This window comes from Pseudomonas sp. MDV22-iso1 (genome assembly GCF_058145095.1).
This window is the reverse complement of record NZ_JBYVMF010000009.1, coordinates 146,772-165,687: the sequence shown is the minus strand read 5'-3', so window position 1 is coordinate 165,687 and position 18,916 is coordinate 146,772. Positions and strand designations below refer to the sequence as shown.

The following is an 18,916-nucleotide window of genomic DNA, read 5'->3' as shown; positions in this document are numbered from 1 at the left end:
CGACAGCGGCCACAACGAAGCCCGCCAGGGTGGCGAAGTGTTTGTGAGATAGGGGATTTGGAGGTTAGTTCCCGGGTTGCGCAGGAGAGAGAGTGGCTCCCGCCGGGCGGTAATGGCGACGCGTTCTCGATAAAAACGCGTCGCCCTATTGGCAGCGGTCAGGCAGTGGTTGGCCGCAGGGAGTAGGTTTTCAGCTGGTTGGCGAAGTCGCGCAGGGAATGGATTCCGCTGGCTTCGGCTTCGTGGATCCAGTCCTTGATGGCGGCCAGCATGTCATGACCGTTTGAGCTGGTCTTGACCCAGATCTGCTGCAAGGCCAGGCGTTTCTCGTAGATGACCTTCAGCGCCTGACTGTGCTCGAGCATGTTCTGGATGCGCACGTGGTGTTTGTCATCCAGCAGGCTGGTTTCCCGCGAGAGCAGGCGTTTGGCCCGATGGAACTGGTGACGGACCGAATGATCGGCCCTTTCGAGCTCTTGCTTGACCAGTGGTGCGATCACCAACTTGCGGTACTGGGCCATGATCTGGAAGCGGTTGTTGAGAATCGCCATCGCAGTGTCCATGTCCAGATTGCCTTTACCTTCAACGCGGTGGGCAATCGGTGCGACCCGCTGGACCTTGGCCAGGCGCAGGAAGCTGAAGACTTGAATCCAGGCCCAGCCGAGATCAAATTCCCACTTCTTCACGGACAGTTTTGCCGAGTTGGGGTAGGTGTGATGGTTGTTGTGCAACTCTTCGCCGCCGATCAGGATGCCCCACGGTACGAGGTTGGTCGCTGCGTCGCGGCATTCGAAGTTGCGGTAGCCAATGGCATGGCCCAGGCCATTGACAACGCCGGCAGCCCAGACCGGGATCCACATCATCTGGATGGCCCAGATGGTGATGCCGATGGTGCCGAACAGCAGCAGGTCGATGACGCCCATGATCGCCACACCCAAGAGCGGAAAGCGGCTATAAAGGTTGCGCTCGATCCAGTCTTCGGGGCAATTCTTGCCGTAGATGCGCAAGGTCTCGGGGTTTTCCGCTTCGGCGCGGTACAGCTCGGCGCCTTTGCGAAGCACGGTGGACAAACCTTTGACGACCGGGCTGTGCGGGTCATCGACGGTTTCGCATTTGGCGTGGTGCTTGCGGTGGATGGCTGTCCACTCGCGGGTGTTCTGCGCCGTGGTCAACCACAGCCAGAAGCGGAAGAAATGTTTCAGGCCGGCATTGAGCTCCAGGGAGCGATGGGCTGAATAGCGGTGCAGATAGACCGTGACGCCGATGATTGTGACGTGGGTCATCAGCAGAGTGACTGCCACCAGTGACCAGGGCGACAAGCCAAGAAAACCTTCGTACCACATAGGCTGTAGGGCCCTCGATAAATAAAAAAATAGCCGATGCATTATCACTAAGCCCACAGATAAAACCAGTCGCCCTTTCAGATAAGAGTGGCTGGATGTGTCTTTGCTCTATAATTCGAACCCTTTTGTAGGGACATGGACGGTCGAATGTCTGCCACCACTCGCGATGCCTTGCGTGCAGCGCTGCTTTACCTGTTGCTGTCTGTTGTCTGGCTGGGGTTCAGTGGTTATTTATTAAACAGTTTCTTCGATAGCTCCACCGAACGCTTGCAGTGGCAACTGATCAACGGTTATGCCTGGGTTGTGCTCAGTGCCGGGTTGATTTTCTTTGCCCGGGCGCGATTGTTACGTTGTCTGGGGATCGATGTGCAACTGCGCGAGCGGCTTGCAGAGCGCGAGCATTTGCGACAGGCCGCTGCGGTTTTTGATTGCACACGTGAGGGTGTGCTGGTCACCAATGACAAAGGGCTGATCGTTCATGTGAACCGCGCCTTCATGGACATCACCGGATACCAGCGTGAAGAAGTGATGGGCCAGCCACCCAGCCTGTTCAAATCCGGTCGCCACCCACCGGCCTTTTACCAGGCGATGTTCGGAACCCTCAGCAGCAACGACGAGTGGAGCGGCGAGATCTGGAACCGCCGTAAAAGTGGCGAGATTTATCCGCAATGGCAGACCATTCGCATCATTCGTGACGATCAGGGCCAAGTGAGTCAGTACGTGGCGGTGTTTTCCGACATCAGTGCGATCAAAAACTCTGAGCATGAGCTCACACACCTGGCCCACCACGATCCCCTGACCGACCTGCCCAATCGCCTGTTGTTCACCGACCGCGCCGAGCAGGCCCTGGCTTCGGCGCAAACTCATAAGCGCGGTTGCGCCTTGCTGCTGATCGATCTGGATCACTTCAAAATGATCAACGACAGCCTCGGTCATACCATGGGCGACCAGTTGCTCAAGGCCGTGGCTGACCGCTTGCGAGCGATGTTCGGGCCGGGAATCACGTTGGCGAGACTGGGGGGTGACGAATTTGCCGTACTCGCCGAAAGCTGTCCGCAATTGGTTCACGCTGCCGCACTCGCGCAAAAAATCCTGGATGGCCTCAAGGAGCCGTTCCATCTCGACGGCAATCAGCTTTTTATCAACGCCAGCGTCGGGATCAGTCTGTTCCCTGGCGACGCCTTGAGTGCCGAGCAATTACTGCACAATGCCGATTCGGCGCTGTTCAAGGCCAAAAGCGCCGGTCGCGACAACTACGCCCTCTACACCGAAGAGCTCACCGCCCAGGCCCAACAGCGCGTCGAGACCGCGTTCGAATTGCGCCGTGCACTGGAGCAGAAAGAGTTGCGGGTGTATTACCAGCCGGTTTACGACTTCAAGACCCGTCGCCTGGTTGGCGTCGAGGCACTCGTGCGCTGGGAGCACCCACAGCGCGGGCTGGTGTCCCCTGCGGAGTTCATCCCCATTGCCGAGCGCACCGGGCTGATCGCCGAAATCGATGCCTGGGTCATGCGCGAAGCCTGTCAGCAGATGTGTGAGTGGCAGCAGGCGGGCGTGGCGTTGTCGTTTGTTGCAGTGAATGTGTCTTCACGCCTGTTCGCTCGCCGCGAGCTGTATCAGCAGGTGGCGCAAGTGTTGCGCGACACCGGGTTGGACCCCGCCTATCTGGAGATCGAAGTCACTGAAAGCGCCGTCATGGACGACCCGGAAGTCGCGCTGGAACAGATGCATCGATTACGCGAGCTGGGCGTGCGGTTGGCCATTGATGACTTCGGTACCGGGTACTCGTCGCTGCTGCGGCTCAAGCGCCTGCCGGTGCAGAAGCTGAAAATCGACCAGGGCTTCGTCGCCGGATTGCCATGGGATGAGGACGATGCAGCCATCGTGCGGGTGATCATTGCGCTGGCCCAGAGCATGGGCATGCAGGTGCACGCCGAAGGGATCGAACAAGTCGAACAAGCGGTTTTCCTTGTCGAACACGATTGCGATCTGGGGCAGGGCTATTGGTTTGGACGGCCCGTGCCGGCGGAAAGCCTGGAGTGGACTCACGTGCCTGTCATCCGCTAGATCGCAGCTCCTGCATGGAACGCAGGCCCCGTAGGAGCTGCCGCAGGCTGCGATCTTTTGATCTTTTTCTCCCTGTCGCCTCACGCAAACCCTCGCCCCCTCAAATAATCACTTCTGGTTATATAAACATTCTTAAATAGTATTTTTAAGAATATCAGCACCTATCTACTATTGGCCTCAAGCCGCAAGCAGTGCCGCCACTGCCAGGCAACCTCTCAGTCGAAGGAGCAGCACCATGAGCGCATCCCTACGTAGCGTTGACGGCCAGGACGAAGCAACCATCTTGCGCGAGATCCAGAGCGCACTGCGCGACCTGCGTTTCGGGGCGGTGGAAATCACCGTGCACAACGCTCAAGTCGTGCAGATCGAACGCAAGGAAAAATTCCGTTTGCAGCAGCCGGGCAACAAACCGAGCTGACGCAGAAGATCAAAAGTTCGCAGCCTGCGGCAGCACCCACAGATAGACGCATTGCCCCTGTAGGAGCTGCCGAAGGCTGCGATCTTTGAACGGCACCGCGATTCCAGAAACCCATAAGAAAAAGCCAACACATTTCAGAATTCCAGGAGCTTTCACCATGTCGTCGATTCGTCATTTCGCTTTGGCCGCCCTGGCCAGTGCCCTTTTTGCGGGCTCCGCGGTTGCCAAGGACTATGAACTGCTCAACGTGTCGTACGACCCGACCCGTGAGCTGTATCAGGACTACAACGCCGAATTCGTCAGGTTCTGGCAGGCAGATCACGCCGGCGACAACGTGAAAATCCAGCAATCCCACGGTGGTTCGGGCAAGCAAGGCCGCGCTGTGATTGACGGGCTGCGTGCTGACGTAGTGACCCTGGCACTGGCCGGCGACATCGACGAAATCGCCAAGCTGGGCAAAACCTTGCCAGCCGATTGGCAGAAGCGTCTGCCGGAAGCGAGCACGCCCTACACCTCGACCATCGTGTTCCTGGTGCGCAAGGGCAACCCTAAAGGCATCAAGGACTGGGGCGACCTGGTCAAGAACGACGTATCGGTCATCACCCCTAACCCGAAAACCTCCGGCGGCGCACGCTGGAACTTCCTCGCAGCCTGGGCCTATGGCCTGAAAGCCAACGGCGGCAATGAAGCCAAGGCCAAAGAATACGTACAGACCTTGTTCAAGCACGTTCCAGTGCTGGACACCGGTGCTCGCGGTTCGACCATTACCTTCGTCAACAACGGTCAGGGTGACGTGTTGCTGGCCTGGGAAAACGAGGCCTTCCTGGCGCTGAAAGAAGACGGCGGTGCCGACAAGTTCGAGATTGTCGTGCCTTCGCTGTCGATCCTCGCCGAGCCTCCCGTCGCTGTAGTCGACAAGAACGCCGAGAAAAAGGGTAACGAGCAGATCGCCGAAGCGTACCTCAAGCACCTGTACAGCCCGGCCGGTCAGGAAATCGCGGCGAAGAACTTCTATCGTCCACGTGACAAGGACGTGGCCGCCAAGTACGCCAAGCAGTTCCCGACCCTGGATCTGGTGACCATCGACAAGGACTTCGGCGGCTGGAAAACAGCGCAACCGAAATTCTTTAATGATGGTGGCGTGTTCGACCAGATTTATCAGGCGCAGTAATCTCTAATAGGTCATAAATGAGCCCCGATTTTACCGTCGGGGCTTTGTGCGTTCTCAACCAGGGACTTTTATGTCGCGTCGTATCTCCCCCGTCATACCCGGCTTCGGGCTGACGCTGGGCTACACCTTGGTGTACCTCAGCCTGATTGTGCTTATTCCGCTGGCGGCGATGTTCATCCATGCCGCTCAACTTACCTGGGATCAGTTCTGGGCAATCATTTCGGCGCCTCGCGTGCTGGCGGCAATGAAGCTCAGCTTCGGCACCGCGCTGTATGCCGCGATCATCAACGGCGTCATCGGCACGCTGTTGGCCTGGGTGCTGGTGCGCTACACCTTCCCGGGTCGCAAGATCATCGATGCGATGATCGATCTGCCCTTCGCATTGCCCACTGCTGTGGCCGGTATCGCGTTGACCGCGCTGTACGCGCCGAATGGCTGGGTTGGCCAGTTTGCGGCGGACCTGGGGTTCAAGATCGCCTACACCCCCATCGGCATCACGCTCGCACTGACGTTTGTGACGCTCCCATTCGTGGTACGTACAGTACAGCCAGTATTGGCCGATATCCCGCGTGAAGTGGAAGAAGCGGCGGCGTGCCTGGGTGCCAAACCGTTACAGGTTTTCCGCCATATCCTCGTGCCCGCACTCTTGCCCGCTTGGCTGACAGGGTTCGCGCTGGCCTTTGCTCGCGGGGTTGGCGAGTACGGTTCGGTGATTTTCATCGCGGGTAACATGCCGATGAAAACCGAGATTCTGCCGTTGCTGATCATGGTTAAACTCGACCAGTACGATTACACCGGCGCCACGTCCATTGGCGTACTGATGCTGGTGGTTTCCTTTGTCCTGTTGCTGCTGATCAACTTGCTGCAGCGGCGCATCGAAACCCCATAAGGAGGCGCACACATGTCCCAATCGTCTATTGCTGCTGCTTCCTCCAACGCTGCCCGCCGTGGCAGCGCCAGTTCACGCCGCATCCTGATCGGCCTTGGCTGGCTGGTTTTTGCACTCTTCCTGCTGTTGCCGCTGGTAATCGTTGTGTCCCAAGGGCTGAAACTCGGGATTGGCGCGTTCTTCACCGCGATCTTTGAGCCGGATGCGATTTCCGCACTGAAGCTCACGCTGATCGCCGTCGCGATTTCGGTGCCCTTGAATGTGGTGTTCGGTGTCAGCGCGGCTTGGTGCGTCAGTAAGTACTCGTTCCGCGGCAAGAGCATGCTGGTCACCCTGATCGACCTGCCGTTCTCGGTATCGCCGGTGATCGCGGGCCTGGTCTATGTGTTGATGTTCGGCGCCCAGGGTCTGTTCGGACCGTGGTTGCAGGATCACGATATCCAGATCGTCTTCGCCTTGCCGGGCATCGTATTGGCCACGATCTTCGTTACTGTGCCGTTCGTGGCGCGTGAACTGATCCCGCTGATGCAGGAACAGGGCACTCAGGAAGAAGAGGCCGCGCGCCTGCTCGGTGCCAATGGCTGGCAGATGTTCTGGCACATCACCGTTCCCAACATCAAATGGGGCCTGATTTATGGCGTGGTGCTGTGTACAGCGCGGGCCATGGGTGAGTTCGGTGCGGTGTCGGTGGTTTCCGGGCACATTCGCGGGGTGACTAACACCTTGCCGTTGCACGTCGAGATCCTCTACAACGAATACAACCACGTGGCCGCGTTCGCGGTAGCGAGCCTGTTGCTGATCATGGCGCTCTTCATCCTGCTGCTGAAGCAGTGGAGCGAAAACCGTATTAACCGCCTGCGCGCCAGCGCCGCGGAGGAATAATTCATGTCGATCGAAGTGCGTAACGTCAGCAAGAATTTCAATGCGTTCAAGGCGCTGGACAACATCAGCCTGGACATTCATAGCGGCGAACTCGTCGCGCTGCTTGGCCCGTCGGGTTGCGGCAAGACCACGCTGCTGCGGATTATCGCCGGCCTGGAAACGCCGGATCAGGGCAACATCGTGTTCCACGGCGAGGACGTTTCGGGCCACGACGTGCGTGATCGCAACGTCGGTTTCGTGTTCCAGCACTACGCGCTGTTCCGTCACATGACGGTGTTCGACAACGTCGCGTTCGGCCTGCGCATGAAACCGAAAAACCAGCGCCCAAGCGAAAGCCAGATCGCGGTGAAGGTTCACGAACTGCTGAACATGGTGCAGCTGGACTGGCTGTCCGATCGTTACCCGGAACAGCTCTCCGGTGGTCAGCGCCAACGTATTGCGTTGGCTCGCGCCCTGGCGGTTGAGCCCAAAGTGCTGCTGCTCGACGAACCTTTCGGCGCCCTTGACGCCAAGGTCCGTAAAGAGCTGCGTCGCTGGTTGGCGCGCCTGCACGAAGACATCAACCTGACGTCGGTGTTCGTGACCCACGACCAGGAAGAAGCCATGGAAGTGGCCGACCGCATCGTGGTGATGAACAAGGGTGTGATCGAGCAGATCGGCTCACCGGGCGACGTTTACGAGAACCCGGCCAGCGATTTCGTTTATCACTTCCTGGGCGATTCGAACCGGTTGCACCTGGGCGAGGACAACCACGTGTTGTTCCGTCCGCACGAAGTGTCGCTGTCGCGCCATGAACTGGAAGATCACCATGCGGCCGAAGTGCGGGATATCCGTCCGTTGGGCGCAACGACCCGGGTGACGCTGAAGGTCGAAGGCCAGAGCGAGTTGATCGAAGCTGAAGTGGTCAAGGATCACGACAGCCTGACCGGATTGGCGAAGGGCGAAACCTTGTTCTTCAAGCCGAAGGTCTGGCAGAAAGTCGCCAACATTTAAGATCAAAAGATCGCAGCCTGCGGCAGCTCCTACAGGGTTTTGGGTTGATCACAGATTTTGTGTTCAACACCAATCAACTGTAGGAGCTGCCGCAGGCTGCGATCTTTTAAAGCGGCCTAAGCCGCCGCGTTTTTCTGACGCAGACGCACCCCACCCGCCCGCGCCTCGATCTGATCTTTCAGGTCATGTCGCATCCCCAGCAAAAATGCCAGTTCGGCCACCACAAACAGCGGCCCGACAATCAGCCCCGTCACGTCATCGACAAACGCCGGCTTGCGTCCTTCGTAGTGATGGCCAACGAACTGAATCGCCCAGCCCACCACGAACATCGCCACGCCACTGCTCAACCACACCAGAGTGCTTTGCTGCGCCAACACGTGGCCGGCCCAGACACACAGCCCGAGGAGCACCGTCATCAAGACCCCGAGGCGCAGTTCCAGGCGCAGGTAGAACCAGGCCGATGCCAGCGATACCAGTACCGCCGGCGACAGCCAGCCTCCCGCCCATTGCGGCCGGGACAGCAATACCGCCACTGCGACCACAATCAACGGAATGCCGATGAAGTGACTGGCGATGTTTCTCGGATCACGGTGATACGCGGCATATTGACTGAGGTGGTCAACCAGGCTTTTTTTCATTGTTATTCCTCCTGTAGGGTGCTTGATCATGACCCGGGTTCATCTTTCGCTCTGTCAGCCAGGCGACAATCTCAAGGAGTTTTCATGGACATGCAGGTCTGGCGTTCGCGCCTGATGAGCGGCCAATGGTTCAGTCATCTACCTGCGTCCTTACAGGATAGTCTGCTGTCCGCCGCCAGGTTGCGAAGCTTGTCGCCGGGGCAGCGATTGTTCAAACGCGGCGATCCGCCCTGCGGTTTGTACGCCGTGCTCGAAGGGGCCGTGCGCATCGGTGCCGTCAACGAGCAGGGGAAGGAGGCACTGCTGAGTCTGGTCGAGCAGCCTCACTGGTTCGGCGAAATCTGCCTGTTCGATGGGCAGGCGCGGACCCATGATGCGTTTTCTCTGGGCCAGTGCACCCTGCTGCACATCCCGCAAACCGCGCTGCTGGCCTTGCTCGACGAACAGCCGGTGTACTGGCGACAACTGGCATTGTTGATGAGCCAGAAACTGCGCCTGACCTTCATCAACCTTGAACAACTGAGCCTGATGCCGGCACCGGCGCGCCTGGCGCACCGCTTGCTGATGATTGCCGACAGCTACGGTGAGCTCAATCCGCCACGCCGCGTACTGCAGCTCCCGCAAGACCAGCTGGCTTCCATGTTGTCGTTATCACGCCAGACCACCAATCAGCTCCTCAAGGACTTGCAGGGACAGGGGATCGTGAACCTGAAGTACGGCGAGATCGAGATTCTCGACGCCGGTCGGTTGCGGGCATTGGCGATCTTTTAAAGGTGGGCTTTGTCCACAAAGACGCCTAGCCTGTGCAGACGACAATCGAGGTGTGCCATGCGTGTGCTGTTAGTAGAAGACGAGCCGGAGACCGCCAAACTCCTGGCCAACGGCCTTGGCGAAGCCAGTTATTCCGTCGATGTGGCGCTGAACGGGATGGACGGTCGCCGCTTCATCGAGTCCGGCGAATACGACTTGATCATCCTTGATGTGATGCTCCCCGGGCTTAACGGCTGGCAGTTGCAGCAACAGGTCCGCAAGCTGGGCGCGACGCCGGTACTGTTTCTCACCACAAAGGACGGCATCGAGGATCGCCTGCGCGGGCTGGAGCTGCATGAAGACGATTACCTGCTCAAGCCGTTTACCGTGAGCGAGCTTGTGGCCCGGGTGCGCAAGTTGTTGCGGCGGGATCGAGGGCGATAAGTATTTTTGCGGTGGTTGAGCTGGCCTCATCGCGAGCAGGCTCGCTCCCACAGGGATCTCGGCCAGCCACCTATTTTGTGTTCGCTAACGATCAAATGTGGGAGCGAGCCTGCTCGCGATGAAGCCGGTCCAGGCAACCCACCTCCCGGATCTGTCACCGCACCCCATCCCGAAACTGCCCCGGCGTCATCCCTGTCCAGCGCTTGAACGCCCGACTGAAACTGCTCGTATCCGCAAACCCCAACAAATAACTGATTTCACTCAGCGAGCATTGCGGGTCCCGCAAATGCAGCAACGCCAGGTTCTCGCGGCTTTCATTGAGCAGCGTATCGAACCGACACCCTTCATCCGCCAGGTGCCGCTGCAGGCTGCGCAAACTCAGATGCAGGGCTTTGGCTATGTGCTCGGCACTGGGCTCGCCCTCGGGCAACTGCTCTTCAATCGCGTCGCGCACCTTGCGTTCCCAGGTCAGCGGTTTGAGTTGCGCCAGGGTGCGCTTGAGTACGGTTTCGTTGTGCTCGGCCAGTTCCGGGTTGGCATCGTCCAGGTGGCTGTCGAAATCCACCAGGGAAAATTCCAGGCGGTCTTCGTCCGCGGCAAAGTACACCGGGGAGCGAAAGACTTTGTGCCATTGGTGCGCGTCCGCAGGTTCCGGGCGCCTCAGATACACCGCCAGCGGAGCATATTCGCGCCCCAGGCGATTGCGGCAGGTGCGCACGTAAATGGCGGTGAAGGCGTCGATGGCTTCATACGCCGGCGCCGGATTGCCGGGCGGAATCTTCAGGCGAAAGCGATAGCGATCTTCGGTGCGGGTCAATTCGAGCTCAAGGGCGTCGCTGACCACCTGGTGATAGCGCACGATACGTTCGAACACCTCGCGCAAACTGCCGCTGGCCACCAGCGCATACCCGAGCGCGTGAAAGGTGGTCGGGCTGACAAAGCGCGACACCCGCAAGCCAATCGCCGGGTCGCCGCTGACCTGCACAGCGATTTCCCACAGGCGCGTGGTGCCTGACAACGGGTAACGGGCGTTAGGGTCGTCCATCAACTGCGGGTCGAGCCCCGCCTGGTGACACAGGACGGTGCTGTCCAGCCCCAATGCATCGAGTTGCTTGCGCAGGGCGCGGGTCCAGCTGGCGAGGGAGGTCGGTTCAGTCATGCTGATTGGCGCTTCCGGTCAACAGGTTGGCGTTCACGGCTACCACCTTGCGAGGGTCCGCAGGGCAGGATGCGAACATCAATAACCAGAGGATGGAAGCATGGACCGTACTTCTGCAAGTCCCCAGCGACTGAATGCATCTCAACGATCAGCGCATATTCGCGAAGTGGTGCTGGCCAAGGGCGTCGAACTGCGTCAGCGCTACCCGATTCTCAACCATCAGGACGCGTTGGGCGCGGGCATTCTGGCGTTCGCGCTGGCCGGCATGATCGGTTCGGCGGCGCTCTATATCAACGGTTACATGGCCTGGTGGGTGTGCCTGTTGCTCAACGCGTTCTTCGCGTCCCTGACCCACGAGCTCGAGCACGACCTGATACATGGCATGTACTTGCGCAAAAAACGCGTGCCGCACAACCTGATGATGGGCCTGGTCTGGCTGGCGCGGCCAAGCACGATCAACCCGTGGATCCGCCGCCATCTGCACCTCAATCACCACAAGGTGTCCGGCACGGAGGCCGACATGGAGGAGCGGGCAATCACCAACGGCGAGCCTTGGGGTTTTGCTCGATTCCTGATGATCGGCGACAACATCATGTCGGCGTTGATTCGCATGCTGCGGGCCAAAACCTGGACGCATAAATTCAGCATCATCAAACGCACGCTGAAGGTGTACGCACCGCTGGCGTTGATGCACTGGGGCGCGTGGTACGTGTTTCTCGGGTTTCATGCCGCCAACGGTGTCGCGCATCTGCTGGGGGCGCCGATTGAATGGTCGGCGACCACGCTGTCAGTGATGCAGGTGATCGATATCGCCGCCGTCGTGATCATCGGCCCGAACGTTCTGCGCACGTTCTGCTTGCATTTCGTCAGTTCCAACATGCACTACTACGGTGATGTGGAACCGGGCAATGTGATTCAACAGACCCAGGTGCTGAACCCATGGTGGATGTGGCCGTTGCAGGCGTTCTGCTTCAACTTTGGCAGCAGCCACGGGATCCACCATTTTGTGGTGAAGGAACCGTTTTACATCCGCCAGATGACCGTGCCGGTGGCGCATAAAGTCATGCGTGAGATGGGCGTTCGGTTTAATGATTTCGGGACGTTTGGGCGGGCGAACCGGTTTGTTCGCAAGGAAGAAATTCAGGGGCAGGGCGTAGAGGGTGTGCGGGTCTGATGGCCTCATTGCCAGCAGGCTGGCTCCCACAGTGGGTCGGTGGTGAACACAAAATCCGTGCACAACCGAGATCCACTGTAGGAGTGAGCCTGCTCGCGATAGCGATCCTAAACCGCAACACTCATCTCCTGCTTATCCACCGCCACCAACGTCTCAATCATCGCTCTCGCCGCCGGCGACAACCGAAATCCCGTCCGACTCACGATCCCGCACCGTACATGCATGGTCTCAATGTTCTGCGGCAGATTGCGCCAGTGCAGCAGCACCAAAGCCCCTTTGGCGATGTCCTCGACAAACGCCTCCTGAGTGCCCACGCCAATGGCGTTCGATTGCAGCACGATCTTCACCAGCGCCGGAAAATACTCGGTTTCGATGCTCGGTGAAAAATCGGTTCGCCCGCTGAGGTTCGCCAACAGCTTGCGAACGCCCGGCGGGATCAGCGTGGTCGCCAGCGGGTAGTCGAACATGTCGTTGGTCGACAGGCTTTCTTTCGCCAACAACGGATGACCCGGTCTGCAGAAGAACACCCCTCGCCTGGGCGTCAGTGCCTGAGTCTGGAAGTTGGGGTCGGCTTCGAAATGTCGGATGTCCGCGATGAAGAATTCGATCTCCTCGCGGCTCAGCGCACGGCTGAGTTTTTCCCAGTTATCCACCTGGAAACAGGTGCGCACTTTCGGGTGAGCATTGATGAATTGCGCCACCGCATCCGGCACCAGCTTGACCGCCGGCGCCGGGCCGCAGCCGAAACGCAATTCGCCGGCGTCGAGCTTGGTCATCTGCGTGACTTGCGCACTCAACAGCGCGGCGCCCTGCACCAGCGTCAACGCATGTTGCAGCACTACCTGGCCCTCGGGTGTCGGGCGCAGCTCCTTGTTGCCCCGGTCCACCAGCACGCAGCCGAACTCTTGCTCAAGCCCCTGAATACTGCGGCTGAACGCCGGTTGAGTAATGCCCATGGCGTCGGCCGCGCGGACAAAACTGCGGTGCTCGTTGAGGGCGATGAAGTAACGCAACTGGCGAAGATCCATATGCTTTTCCGGCATCCTGAGAATAGCTCGAAGGCATCTGCGACGAGGAGTGCTGGAGGTTTAAATGCAAGTGCTTATTCCGTCAACGAGGCATCTGCACATTTATTAGATCTGTATTGAATATAGATAGAGCATTGTTTCGATGTGCCGGAACCGTAAGCATTGGTGGCTCGTGTGGCCAGAAGACTGCGTGTGCAAAAACACCCAGGAATCCATGCGTGCCTTGAATATTTTCCATGCCGCAAAAGCATGCGTTGTCAGCCTCATGGCCAGACCCCTTGAAGGATAAGGGCCCCAGAGAATCGAACATTTTTCATATTCGTTTTCGGTCTATACATAACCTCAAAGATTACTTTCAGAGATAAGCGTCTAGCCCAATGATTCACCCGTCGATACGTCGTACGGGGGATGTCGGGTCCGGCCTATCGGGTTATTCGCAAAGAGACCGCAGGAGTAAATCAATGGGTAATGTCCAGACCGCCGCCAGCGCACAAGAGGTGCTGTGGCGCCAGGGGCCGGGTGGCGAGTTGGTCGACCTCGGCCGGGTACATCGCGTGCCGTTGGGGCAGCTGCGTTTGCAGCGTGCGCCCAAGGGCATTCTCAGTCGCCGGGAAACGATTCTGCTGGGTGTGCTGGCGCTGCTGGTACACGGTGCGGTGATCTATTGGGTCAACCAACAGCCGACTGCCGTGTTGCCGATCGTGCCGCCGGAAATTCCACCGATGACCATCGAGTTTTCGCAACCGGCACCGCCGGTGGTCGAGCCTCCACCACCGGAGCCTGTTCAGCCCGTGGTCGAGCCACCGCCGCCGGTGGAGGACGAACTGGCAGTAAAACCGCCGCCGCCAAAACCGGTTCCCAAGCCGAAACCGGTCGCCAAACCTGTTCCAAAACCGCTGCCCAAAGCGTTTGAGAAACCGCCAGCACCACTACAACCGGCCGCGGCTGTTGCCGCTCCAGCGCCACCCGCTCCACCCGCGCCTGCTCCAGTGACACCGGCCTCGGCCAACGCCGGGTACCTGAAAAACCCTGCGCCGCAATACCCATCGTTGGCCCAGCGACGCGGTTGGGAAGGGACGGTGTTGTTACGGGTCCATGTGCTCGCCAGCGGCAAGCCGGGCGAGATTCAGATTCAGAAAAGCAGCGGCCGCGAGCCCCTCGACGATGCCGCCCTGAGTGCAGTGAAGCGCTGGAGTTTTGTGCCCGCCAAGCAGGGTGATGTCGCCCAGGACGGCTGGGTCAGCGTGCCCATCGATTTCAAAATTCATTAAACAGAAACCTATTTCACGCGAAACGTTTACACGAGGAATCCACCATGACGTTACTGGCATCTCCACTTGAATCCATCGAAAGCGCGGTGATCTGGCTGCTGGTGGTTTTTTCCGTTGCGACCTGGGGACTGGCGTTGCTCAAGGGCGTGCAGTTCGGCCGTCTGAAAGCTCAGGATCGCAAGTTTCATAAAAAGTTTTGGGCTGCATCGAGTCTGGATTCGGCGGCGGAATTGGCTGAAACCCAGCCAGGCGCTGCGGCGCGGGTGGCGCAAGCCGGCTACGCGGCAATCCAGGTCGGTGAAGCGCCACACGCGGCGGATTTGAGCCAGGCGATCAATCATCAGGATCGCCTCGAGCGAGCCTTGCGTCAGCAGATCGTGCGGGAGCGCCGTTCGCTGGAAACCGGGTTGGCAGTGGTCGCCAGTATTGGCAGTACGTCGCCGTTCATTGGGTTGTTCGGCACGGTGTGGGGAATCATGGAAGCGTTGAAGGGTATCAGCGCGGCAGGCTCGGCGAGTCTGGAAACGGTCGCCGGACCGATTGGTGCGGCACTCGTCGCCACGGGTGTGGGGATCGCGGTCGCGGTGCCGGCAGTGCTGGTTTACAACTACTTTTTGCGTCGTCTGAAACTGACGGCGGCGGACCTGGATGACTTCGCCCATGACTTCTACAGCCTGGCGCAGAAGAGTTCGTTCCGCGTGCTGATTCACCCGACGGCGCATAAAACCGCGGCCTCGGGCAGCGCGCAGAAAGTGAAGGAGGCGTCCTGATATGGCCTTCTCCACGCAAGACAGCGACGAGGTACTGAGCGAGATAAACGTGACACCGCTGGTGGACGTCATGCTGGTGCTGCTGGTGGTGTTCATCGTCACCGCACCGCTGCTGACCAATGCGATACCGATCAACTTGCCCAAGACCGAAGCCGTGGCGCCGGTCGAGCAGAAGGATCCGCTGATGGTGAGCATCGACGGGGCCGGGAAACTGTTTATCAACAAGGATGAAATCCAGCCGGACCTGCTGGAGTTCAACCTCAAGTCGGCGAAGGCCAAGGACCCGCAGGTGCGCGTGCAATTGCAGGCGGACGACGGAGTGAATTATGGCGAAGTGGCGCGAGCCATGGCGTCGATCGAGCGAGCAGGCATTACCAAGTTGTCGGTGATTACCGCGCGTTAAAAAATGTCGTTTTTCCGGGGCCGTCTCCTTGGCAGGGTGCGGCCCTTTTTTTATTTCTTCGTCAGTCGTGGCGGATGGTGGGGTTGTCGTTACGGCTGTTCGATGTTCGGGCCGAGGAATGAATTAAGCGGCCGTTGGGTGGGTGGCGTGGTCGAGATCAATCGTGCCGTGTCCTGCATCATCGGGACGAAGCGCGACACCGCTTTCTTGAGCGTCCACTTGGACACCGGCAAGGACATCTGCAGGCTGGCGACCACCTGATGATTGAGGTCGAACACCGGTACGGCCAGCGCAAGGTCGCCTCGGTAATATTCCTCATTGCAGTACGCGTAACCTTCCTCTCGCGCCAATTGCAGGCGGCCGAGCAGTTCTTGCAGATCGACAACAGTGTTGGGCGTAAAGCGAATTCGCTGGGTACTTTCCAGGATTTCGATGGCGTGCTCTTCAGGCAACGACGAGAGATAGGCGCGTCCGGTAGAAGAGCAATACATCGGAATGCGACGCCCCACCGGCATGTGCACCAATAGGCGCGTGGGGCTTGGAAACCGGCCGATGTAGATCATGTCCGTCCCCACCGGCTCCGCGAGGTTGACCGTTTCTCCCGCGTTTCGATTCAGGTCGAGGAGGTAGGGGTTGGCCCGGTCCAGCAGAGAGTGCGACTGCAAGTAGTGACAGCCTGCATCCAGGGTGCGCGACGATAACGAATAGCGCTTGCTGACCGGGTCTTTGATCAACAGGCCAAGGGCCTCCAGCGTGAAGGCGAATCGCTGCGCAGCGCTACGGCTGATGCCGGCAGCTACGGCGATCTCCGGCAGACTCATCGACGCATGCTGCGGATCGAAGGCATCCAGCACCGCGATTCCGGTGGCGAGAGATTGCACATAGAGCGTCGATTCTGAAGGGTTCATGGGTGGTCCGTGGCTTGGCGACAACGCCGTCCGATTGTCAGTGGAAAGAAACTGCATCGCGATAAGAAGCGACCGTATAGCGATAGAAGAAGTGCGTCAAGTCGCCGCTAAATCCTTCGTGAAGCCTCCCCGATAAAGATCTTCCATCCCGTATATGCGGTTCCATATGAAACCTGTGGGTTGTGGATATCTCCCTGAGCCCTCGCATTTTTGACTATTGACGCTAATGCGTTGCTGATGCAGGATCGAATCTGCATGCAATACATGCATATCGCTATGCGATAAGGCTGGAGGCTTGATATTCCGTGCTGACCGATCTTCGTCGGGACGGTCCGCGCGCTACCAGAGGCGGTTCACAAGGGGATTCCACATGCTGCACAAAACAATAAAATCGTTGGTCGCCGTCGTTTCCACCGTTGCCTTGCTGTCGACCGCGCACGCTGAAATGCCAGTGCTGAAGGTCGGCGCCACACCCAGCGCGGTGCCGTTCAACTTCCTTGATCCGCAGAGCAACACGCTCAAAGGCCTGATGATCGACATCGCCGATGCCGTCGGTAAAGAGGTCGGCTTTACCCCCGAAATCATGCCGATTCCGTTTACGTCCCTCGTCCCCGCCTTGCAAACCGGCAAGATCCAGATCATTGCCTCCGCGTTCGCCCGCACGCCGGCCCGCGCCGAAGTGGTCGACTTTTCCAGCATCGTCGTGAGCTATGGCGAGGGCTTGATCGTCCCCGCCAAGGACACCACGGCCTACCTCAGTTTTGCGGACCTCAAAGGCAAGGTCATCGGCGTGCAGGTCGGCACGTCTTATGTCGAACCGATCACGGCGGTGGGCGGCTTCAAGGAAGTGAAGCTCTACGACACGATGGCCGACATGGTTCGCGACATTGCCCTCGGTCGCCTGGACGCTGCGTTCGGTGACGGTCCGGTCGTCGCTTATCAGGTACGCCAGGTCGGCGCGAAGGTGCGTCTGGTCGACACCTATAAATCAGTCATCGCCACCGACATTGCGTTGGCGGTGAAGAAGGGTGACAGCGAGACCCTCGCGAAGCTCAACGCAGCCATCGACAAGCTCCGCCAGGACGGCACATTGCGCACCATTCTTGCGAAGTGGGCCGTCGCCTCCTGATCGTTTTTTCTCCCAACCCGCACGCGGTCCCTGAGTCCGGGATGGCGCGTGCACACGCTCCGGAGGTTGCTGATGTTCGATTCCTTCCTGACTGATGCGGTGGACTACCTGCCCATGCTGTTGCAGGGCGCACTGACCACCATCTACATCACCGTTACCGCGCTGGTGATCGCTACCGTGCTTGGCTTGTTCTGGGCCCTGTTGCGGGTGAGCGGTATCGCGCCGCTTGCGCATGCCAGCCGCGTGCTGACCAACGTTATCCGAGGCATCCCGATCATCGTGGTGCTGTTCTACATGTACTTCGTGATCCCGGAAATCGGCATCAGCCTGACCGCGTTTCAGGCCGGTTCCCTGGGCCTGGGCATCGCCTATTCCTCGTACATGGCCGAAGTGTTTCGCGCCGGCATCGATGCCGTGGATGTCGGGCAGTTCGAGGCCGCCCAGTCGATTGGCATGTCACGCGCAAAATTGATGCGCCGGGTGGTGCTGCCGCAAGCGTTGCGCATCGCGTTGCCGCCCTATGGCAACAACGTGGTGATGATGCTCAAGGACTCTTCCCAAACCGCTGTCATCACCGTGGTCGAGCTGTCGATGCAAAGCAAACTGATCGCCGCCGCCACCTTCCAGAGTTCGACGGTCTTTACCCTTGTCGCGCTGATGTACCTCGCGATGAGCTTGCCAATGATGTTTGCGATCGGCCGTCTCGAAAAACGTATGGGGACCCAGAAATGATCAAGATCGAGAACCTGAGCAAGTCATTCGGCACCCACCATGTGCTAAGCGGTATCAACGCTGAAATCAACGCTGGCGAAGTGGTGTGCCTGATCGGACCTTCGGGCTCCGGCAAGTCCACGCTGCTGCGCTGCATCAATGGCCTTGAGCGCTATGAGGCCGGCAGCGTGACGGTCGAAGGCCTGCGGGTAGACGCGGCGCGATCGGACATTCGCCAGGTGCGGCAACGTGTCGGGATGGTGTTCCAGCGATTCAATCTGTTCCCCCATCGCACGGCGCTCGAGAACGTGATCGAAGGTCCGGTGTATGTGAAAGGCGAGGATCCCCGCGAGGCCACCGAGCGGGGCCGCGAGCTGCTCGCCAGCGTAGGCCTCGCGGAAAAATTCGAGCACTTCCCTCATCAGTTGTCGGGGGGCCAGCAGCAGCGCGTCGCCATTGCCCGCGCGTTGGCCATGCAACCCGAAGCCATCCTGTTTGACGAACCGACCTCGGCGCTTGACCCGGAACTGGTCGGCGAGGTGTTGGCGGTGATGCGCGGGCTGGCCGAGAAAGGCATGACCATGATCATCGTCACCCACGAGATGGGCTTCGCCCGCGACGTCTCCGACCGCGTGCTGTTTCTCGATGGCGGACGCATTGCCGAACAAGGGCCGTCCAGAGAGGTGCTGACTGCACCGAGCAATGAACGGATGCGCGATTTCCTGCGCCGAGTCACGCACGCCAGTTAAGCCGCAACGCGGCACTTGC

General features: G+C 59.2%; 20 protein-coding genes. 15 read left to right on the top strand and 5 right to left on the bottom strand.

Going from position 1 to position 18,916, the window contains the following annotated elements; genetic code table 11:
• Positions 1-158 precede the first annotated feature (158 nt).
• The gene (gene desA / locus AC3ZVB_RS13105; protein WP_162440348.1) at positions 159-1,343 is read right to left on the bottom strand and encodes a delta-9 fatty acid desaturase DesA; all 1,185 of its coding nucleotides are present in this window, start codon (positions 1,341-1,343) and stop codon (positions 159-161) included.
• A gap of 147 nt (positions 1,344-1,490) precedes the next feature.
• Between desA and dibA the strand changes: the two genes are divergently transcribed.
• The 6 genes from dibA (at position 1,491) to AC3ZVB_RS13075 (ending at position 7,763) form a co-directional block, all read left to right on the top strand.
• Positions 1,491-3,410, top strand: coding sequence for a phosphodiesterase DibA (gene dibA / locus AC3ZVB_RS13100; protein ID WP_490146722.1), 1,920 nt, complete (start codon positions 1,491-1,493; stop codon positions 3,408-3,410).
• 235 nt (positions 3,411-3,645) lie between these two features.
• Positions 3,646-3,828, top strand: coding sequence for a sulfur starvation response protein OscA (oscA, locus tag AC3ZVB_RS13095; protein WP_022643503.1), 183 nt, complete (start codon positions 3,646-3,648; stop codon positions 3,826-3,828).
• A gap of 157 nt (positions 3,829-3,985) precedes the next feature.
• Complete coding sequence (locus AC3ZVB_RS13090; RefSeq protein WP_490146721.1) at positions 3,986-4,999, top strand: sulfate ABC transporter substrate-binding protein; 1,014 nt, start codon at positions 3,986-3,988, stop codon at positions 4,997-4,999.
• A gap of 70 nt (positions 5,000-5,069) precedes the next feature.
• The gene (gene cysT, locus AC3ZVB_RS13085; protein WP_162440345.1) at positions 5,070-5,888 is read left to right on the top strand and encodes a sulfate ABC transporter permease subunit CysT; all 819 of its coding nucleotides are present in this window, start codon (positions 5,070-5,072) and stop codon (positions 5,886-5,888) included.
• 12 nt (positions 5,889-5,900) lie between these two features.
• Entirely contained in the window at positions 5,901-6,770 is an 870-nt protein-coding gene (gene cysW, locus AC3ZVB_RS13080; RefSeq protein WP_162440344.1) for a sulfate ABC transporter permease subunit CysW, read from the top strand.
• A 3-nt stretch (positions 6,771-6,773) separates the two neighbouring features.
• Positions 6,774-7,763: a sulfate/molybdate ABC transporter ATP-binding protein gene (locus AC3ZVB_RS13075; protein ID WP_162440343.1), complete on the top strand. Its 990-nt coding sequence runs from the start codon at positions 6,774-6,776 to the stop codon at positions 7,761-7,763.
• Between the two features lie 116 nt (positions 7,764-7,879).
• Here the strand turns inward: AC3ZVB_RS13075 and AC3ZVB_RS13070 are convergent, their stop codons facing one another.
• Positions 7,880-8,401, bottom strand: coding sequence for an Mpo1 family 2-hydroxy fatty acid dioxygenase (locus AC3ZVB_RS13070; protein ID WP_162440342.1), 522 nt, complete (start codon positions 8,399-8,401; stop codon positions 7,880-7,882).
• An 84-nt stretch (positions 8,402-8,485) separates the two neighbouring features.
• Between AC3ZVB_RS13070 and AC3ZVB_RS13065 the strand changes: the two genes are divergently transcribed.
• Positions 8,486-9,172 carry a Crp/Fnr family transcriptional regulator gene (locus AC3ZVB_RS13065; RefSeq protein ID WP_194691825.1) on the top strand — a complete coding sequence of 229 codons (687 nt, stop codon included), beginning with the start codon at positions 8,486-8,488 and terminating at the stop codon, positions 9,170-9,172.
• 57 nt (positions 9,173-9,229) lie between these two features.
• The gene (locus tag AC3ZVB_RS13060; RefSeq protein WP_162440340.1) at positions 9,230-9,595 is read left to right on the top strand and encodes a response regulator; all 366 of its coding nucleotides are present in this window, start codon (positions 9,230-9,232) and stop codon (positions 9,593-9,595) included.
• 154 nt (positions 9,596-9,749) lie between these two features.
• On the opposite strand, the gene AC3ZVB_RS13055 is transcribed toward AC3ZVB_RS13060, so the two are convergent.
• Positions 9,750-10,754 (bottom strand): AraC family transcriptional regulator, encoded by a 1,005-nt coding sequence (locus tag AC3ZVB_RS13055; protein ID WP_490146720.1) that lies wholly within the window; start codon positions 10,752-10,754, stop codon positions 9,750-9,752.
• A 100-nt stretch (positions 10,755-10,854) separates the two neighbouring features.
• Here AC3ZVB_RS13055 and AC3ZVB_RS13050 point away from each other — a divergent pair, with 100 nt between their 5' ends.
• A complete protein-coding gene (locus AC3ZVB_RS13050) occupies positions 10,855-11,928 on the top strand; it encodes a fatty acid desaturase (RefSeq protein WP_490146719.1) in 1,074 nt (357 codons plus the stop codon).
• A gap of 107 nt (positions 11,929-12,035) precedes the next feature.
• On the opposite strand, the gene AC3ZVB_RS13045 is transcribed toward AC3ZVB_RS13050, so the two are convergent.
• Positions 12,036-12,956: a LysR family transcriptional regulator gene (locus AC3ZVB_RS13045; RefSeq protein ID WP_490146718.1), complete on the bottom strand. Its 921-nt coding sequence runs from the start codon at positions 12,954-12,956 to the stop codon at positions 12,036-12,038.
• Between the two features lie 461 nt (positions 12,957-13,417).
• On the opposite strand from AC3ZVB_RS13045, the gene AC3ZVB_RS13040 reads away from it, so the two are divergent.
• From AC3ZVB_RS13040 to AC3ZVB_RS13030, 3 genes are read left to right on the top strand one after another with little or no spacing between them, the layout of a single operon-like run.
• A complete protein-coding gene (locus AC3ZVB_RS13040) occupies positions 13,418-14,227 on the top strand; it encodes an energy transducer TonB (protein ID WP_490146717.1) in 810 nt (269 codons plus the stop codon).
• Between the two features lie 44 nt (positions 14,228-14,271).
• A complete protein-coding gene (locus AC3ZVB_RS13035) occupies positions 14,272-14,997 on the top strand; it encodes a MotA/TolQ/ExbB proton channel family protein (RefSeq protein WP_162441152.1) in 726 nt (241 codons plus the stop codon).
• A 1-nt stretch (position 14,998) separates the two neighbouring features.
• Positions 14,999-15,400: an ExbD/TolR family protein gene (locus tag AC3ZVB_RS13030; RefSeq protein ID WP_490146716.1), complete on the top strand. Its 402-nt coding sequence runs from the start codon at positions 14,999-15,001 to the stop codon at positions 15,398-15,400.
• Positions 15,401-15,489: 89 nt separating this feature from the next.
• On the opposite strand, the gene AC3ZVB_RS13025 is transcribed toward AC3ZVB_RS13030, so the two are convergent.
• Positions 15,490-16,308, bottom strand: a complete 819-nt coding sequence (locus tag AC3ZVB_RS13025) for an IclR family transcriptional regulator (protein WP_194691817.1) — start codon at positions 16,306-16,308, stop codon at positions 15,490-15,492.
• Positions 16,309-16,678: 370 nt separating this feature from the next.
• Between AC3ZVB_RS13025 and AC3ZVB_RS13020 the strand changes: the two genes are divergently transcribed.
• The 3 genes from AC3ZVB_RS13020 to AC3ZVB_RS13010 all read left to right on the top strand — a co-directional run bounded on the left by AC3ZVB_RS13020 (position 16,679) and on the right by AC3ZVB_RS13010 (position 18,897).
• A complete protein-coding gene (locus AC3ZVB_RS13020; RefSeq protein ID WP_162441149.1) occupies positions 16,679-17,437 on the top strand; it encodes an ABC transporter substrate-binding protein in 759 nt (252 codons plus the stop codon).
• A 72-nt stretch (positions 17,438-17,509) separates the two neighbouring features.
• On the top strand, positions 17,510-18,169 hold the full coding sequence (locus tag AC3ZVB_RS13015; RefSeq protein ID WP_162441148.1) for an amino acid ABC transporter permease: 660 nt from the start codon (positions 17,510-17,512) through the stop codon (positions 18,167-18,169).
• Complete coding sequence (locus AC3ZVB_RS13010; RefSeq protein ID WP_162441147.1) at positions 18,166-18,897, top strand: amino acid ABC transporter ATP-binding protein; 732 nt, start codon at positions 18,166-18,168, stop codon at positions 18,895-18,897. The genes AC3ZVB_RS13015 and AC3ZVB_RS13010 overlap by 4 nt, the downstream gene beginning before the upstream one ends.
• The last annotated feature ends 19 nt before the right edge of the window (positions 18,898-18,916 follow it).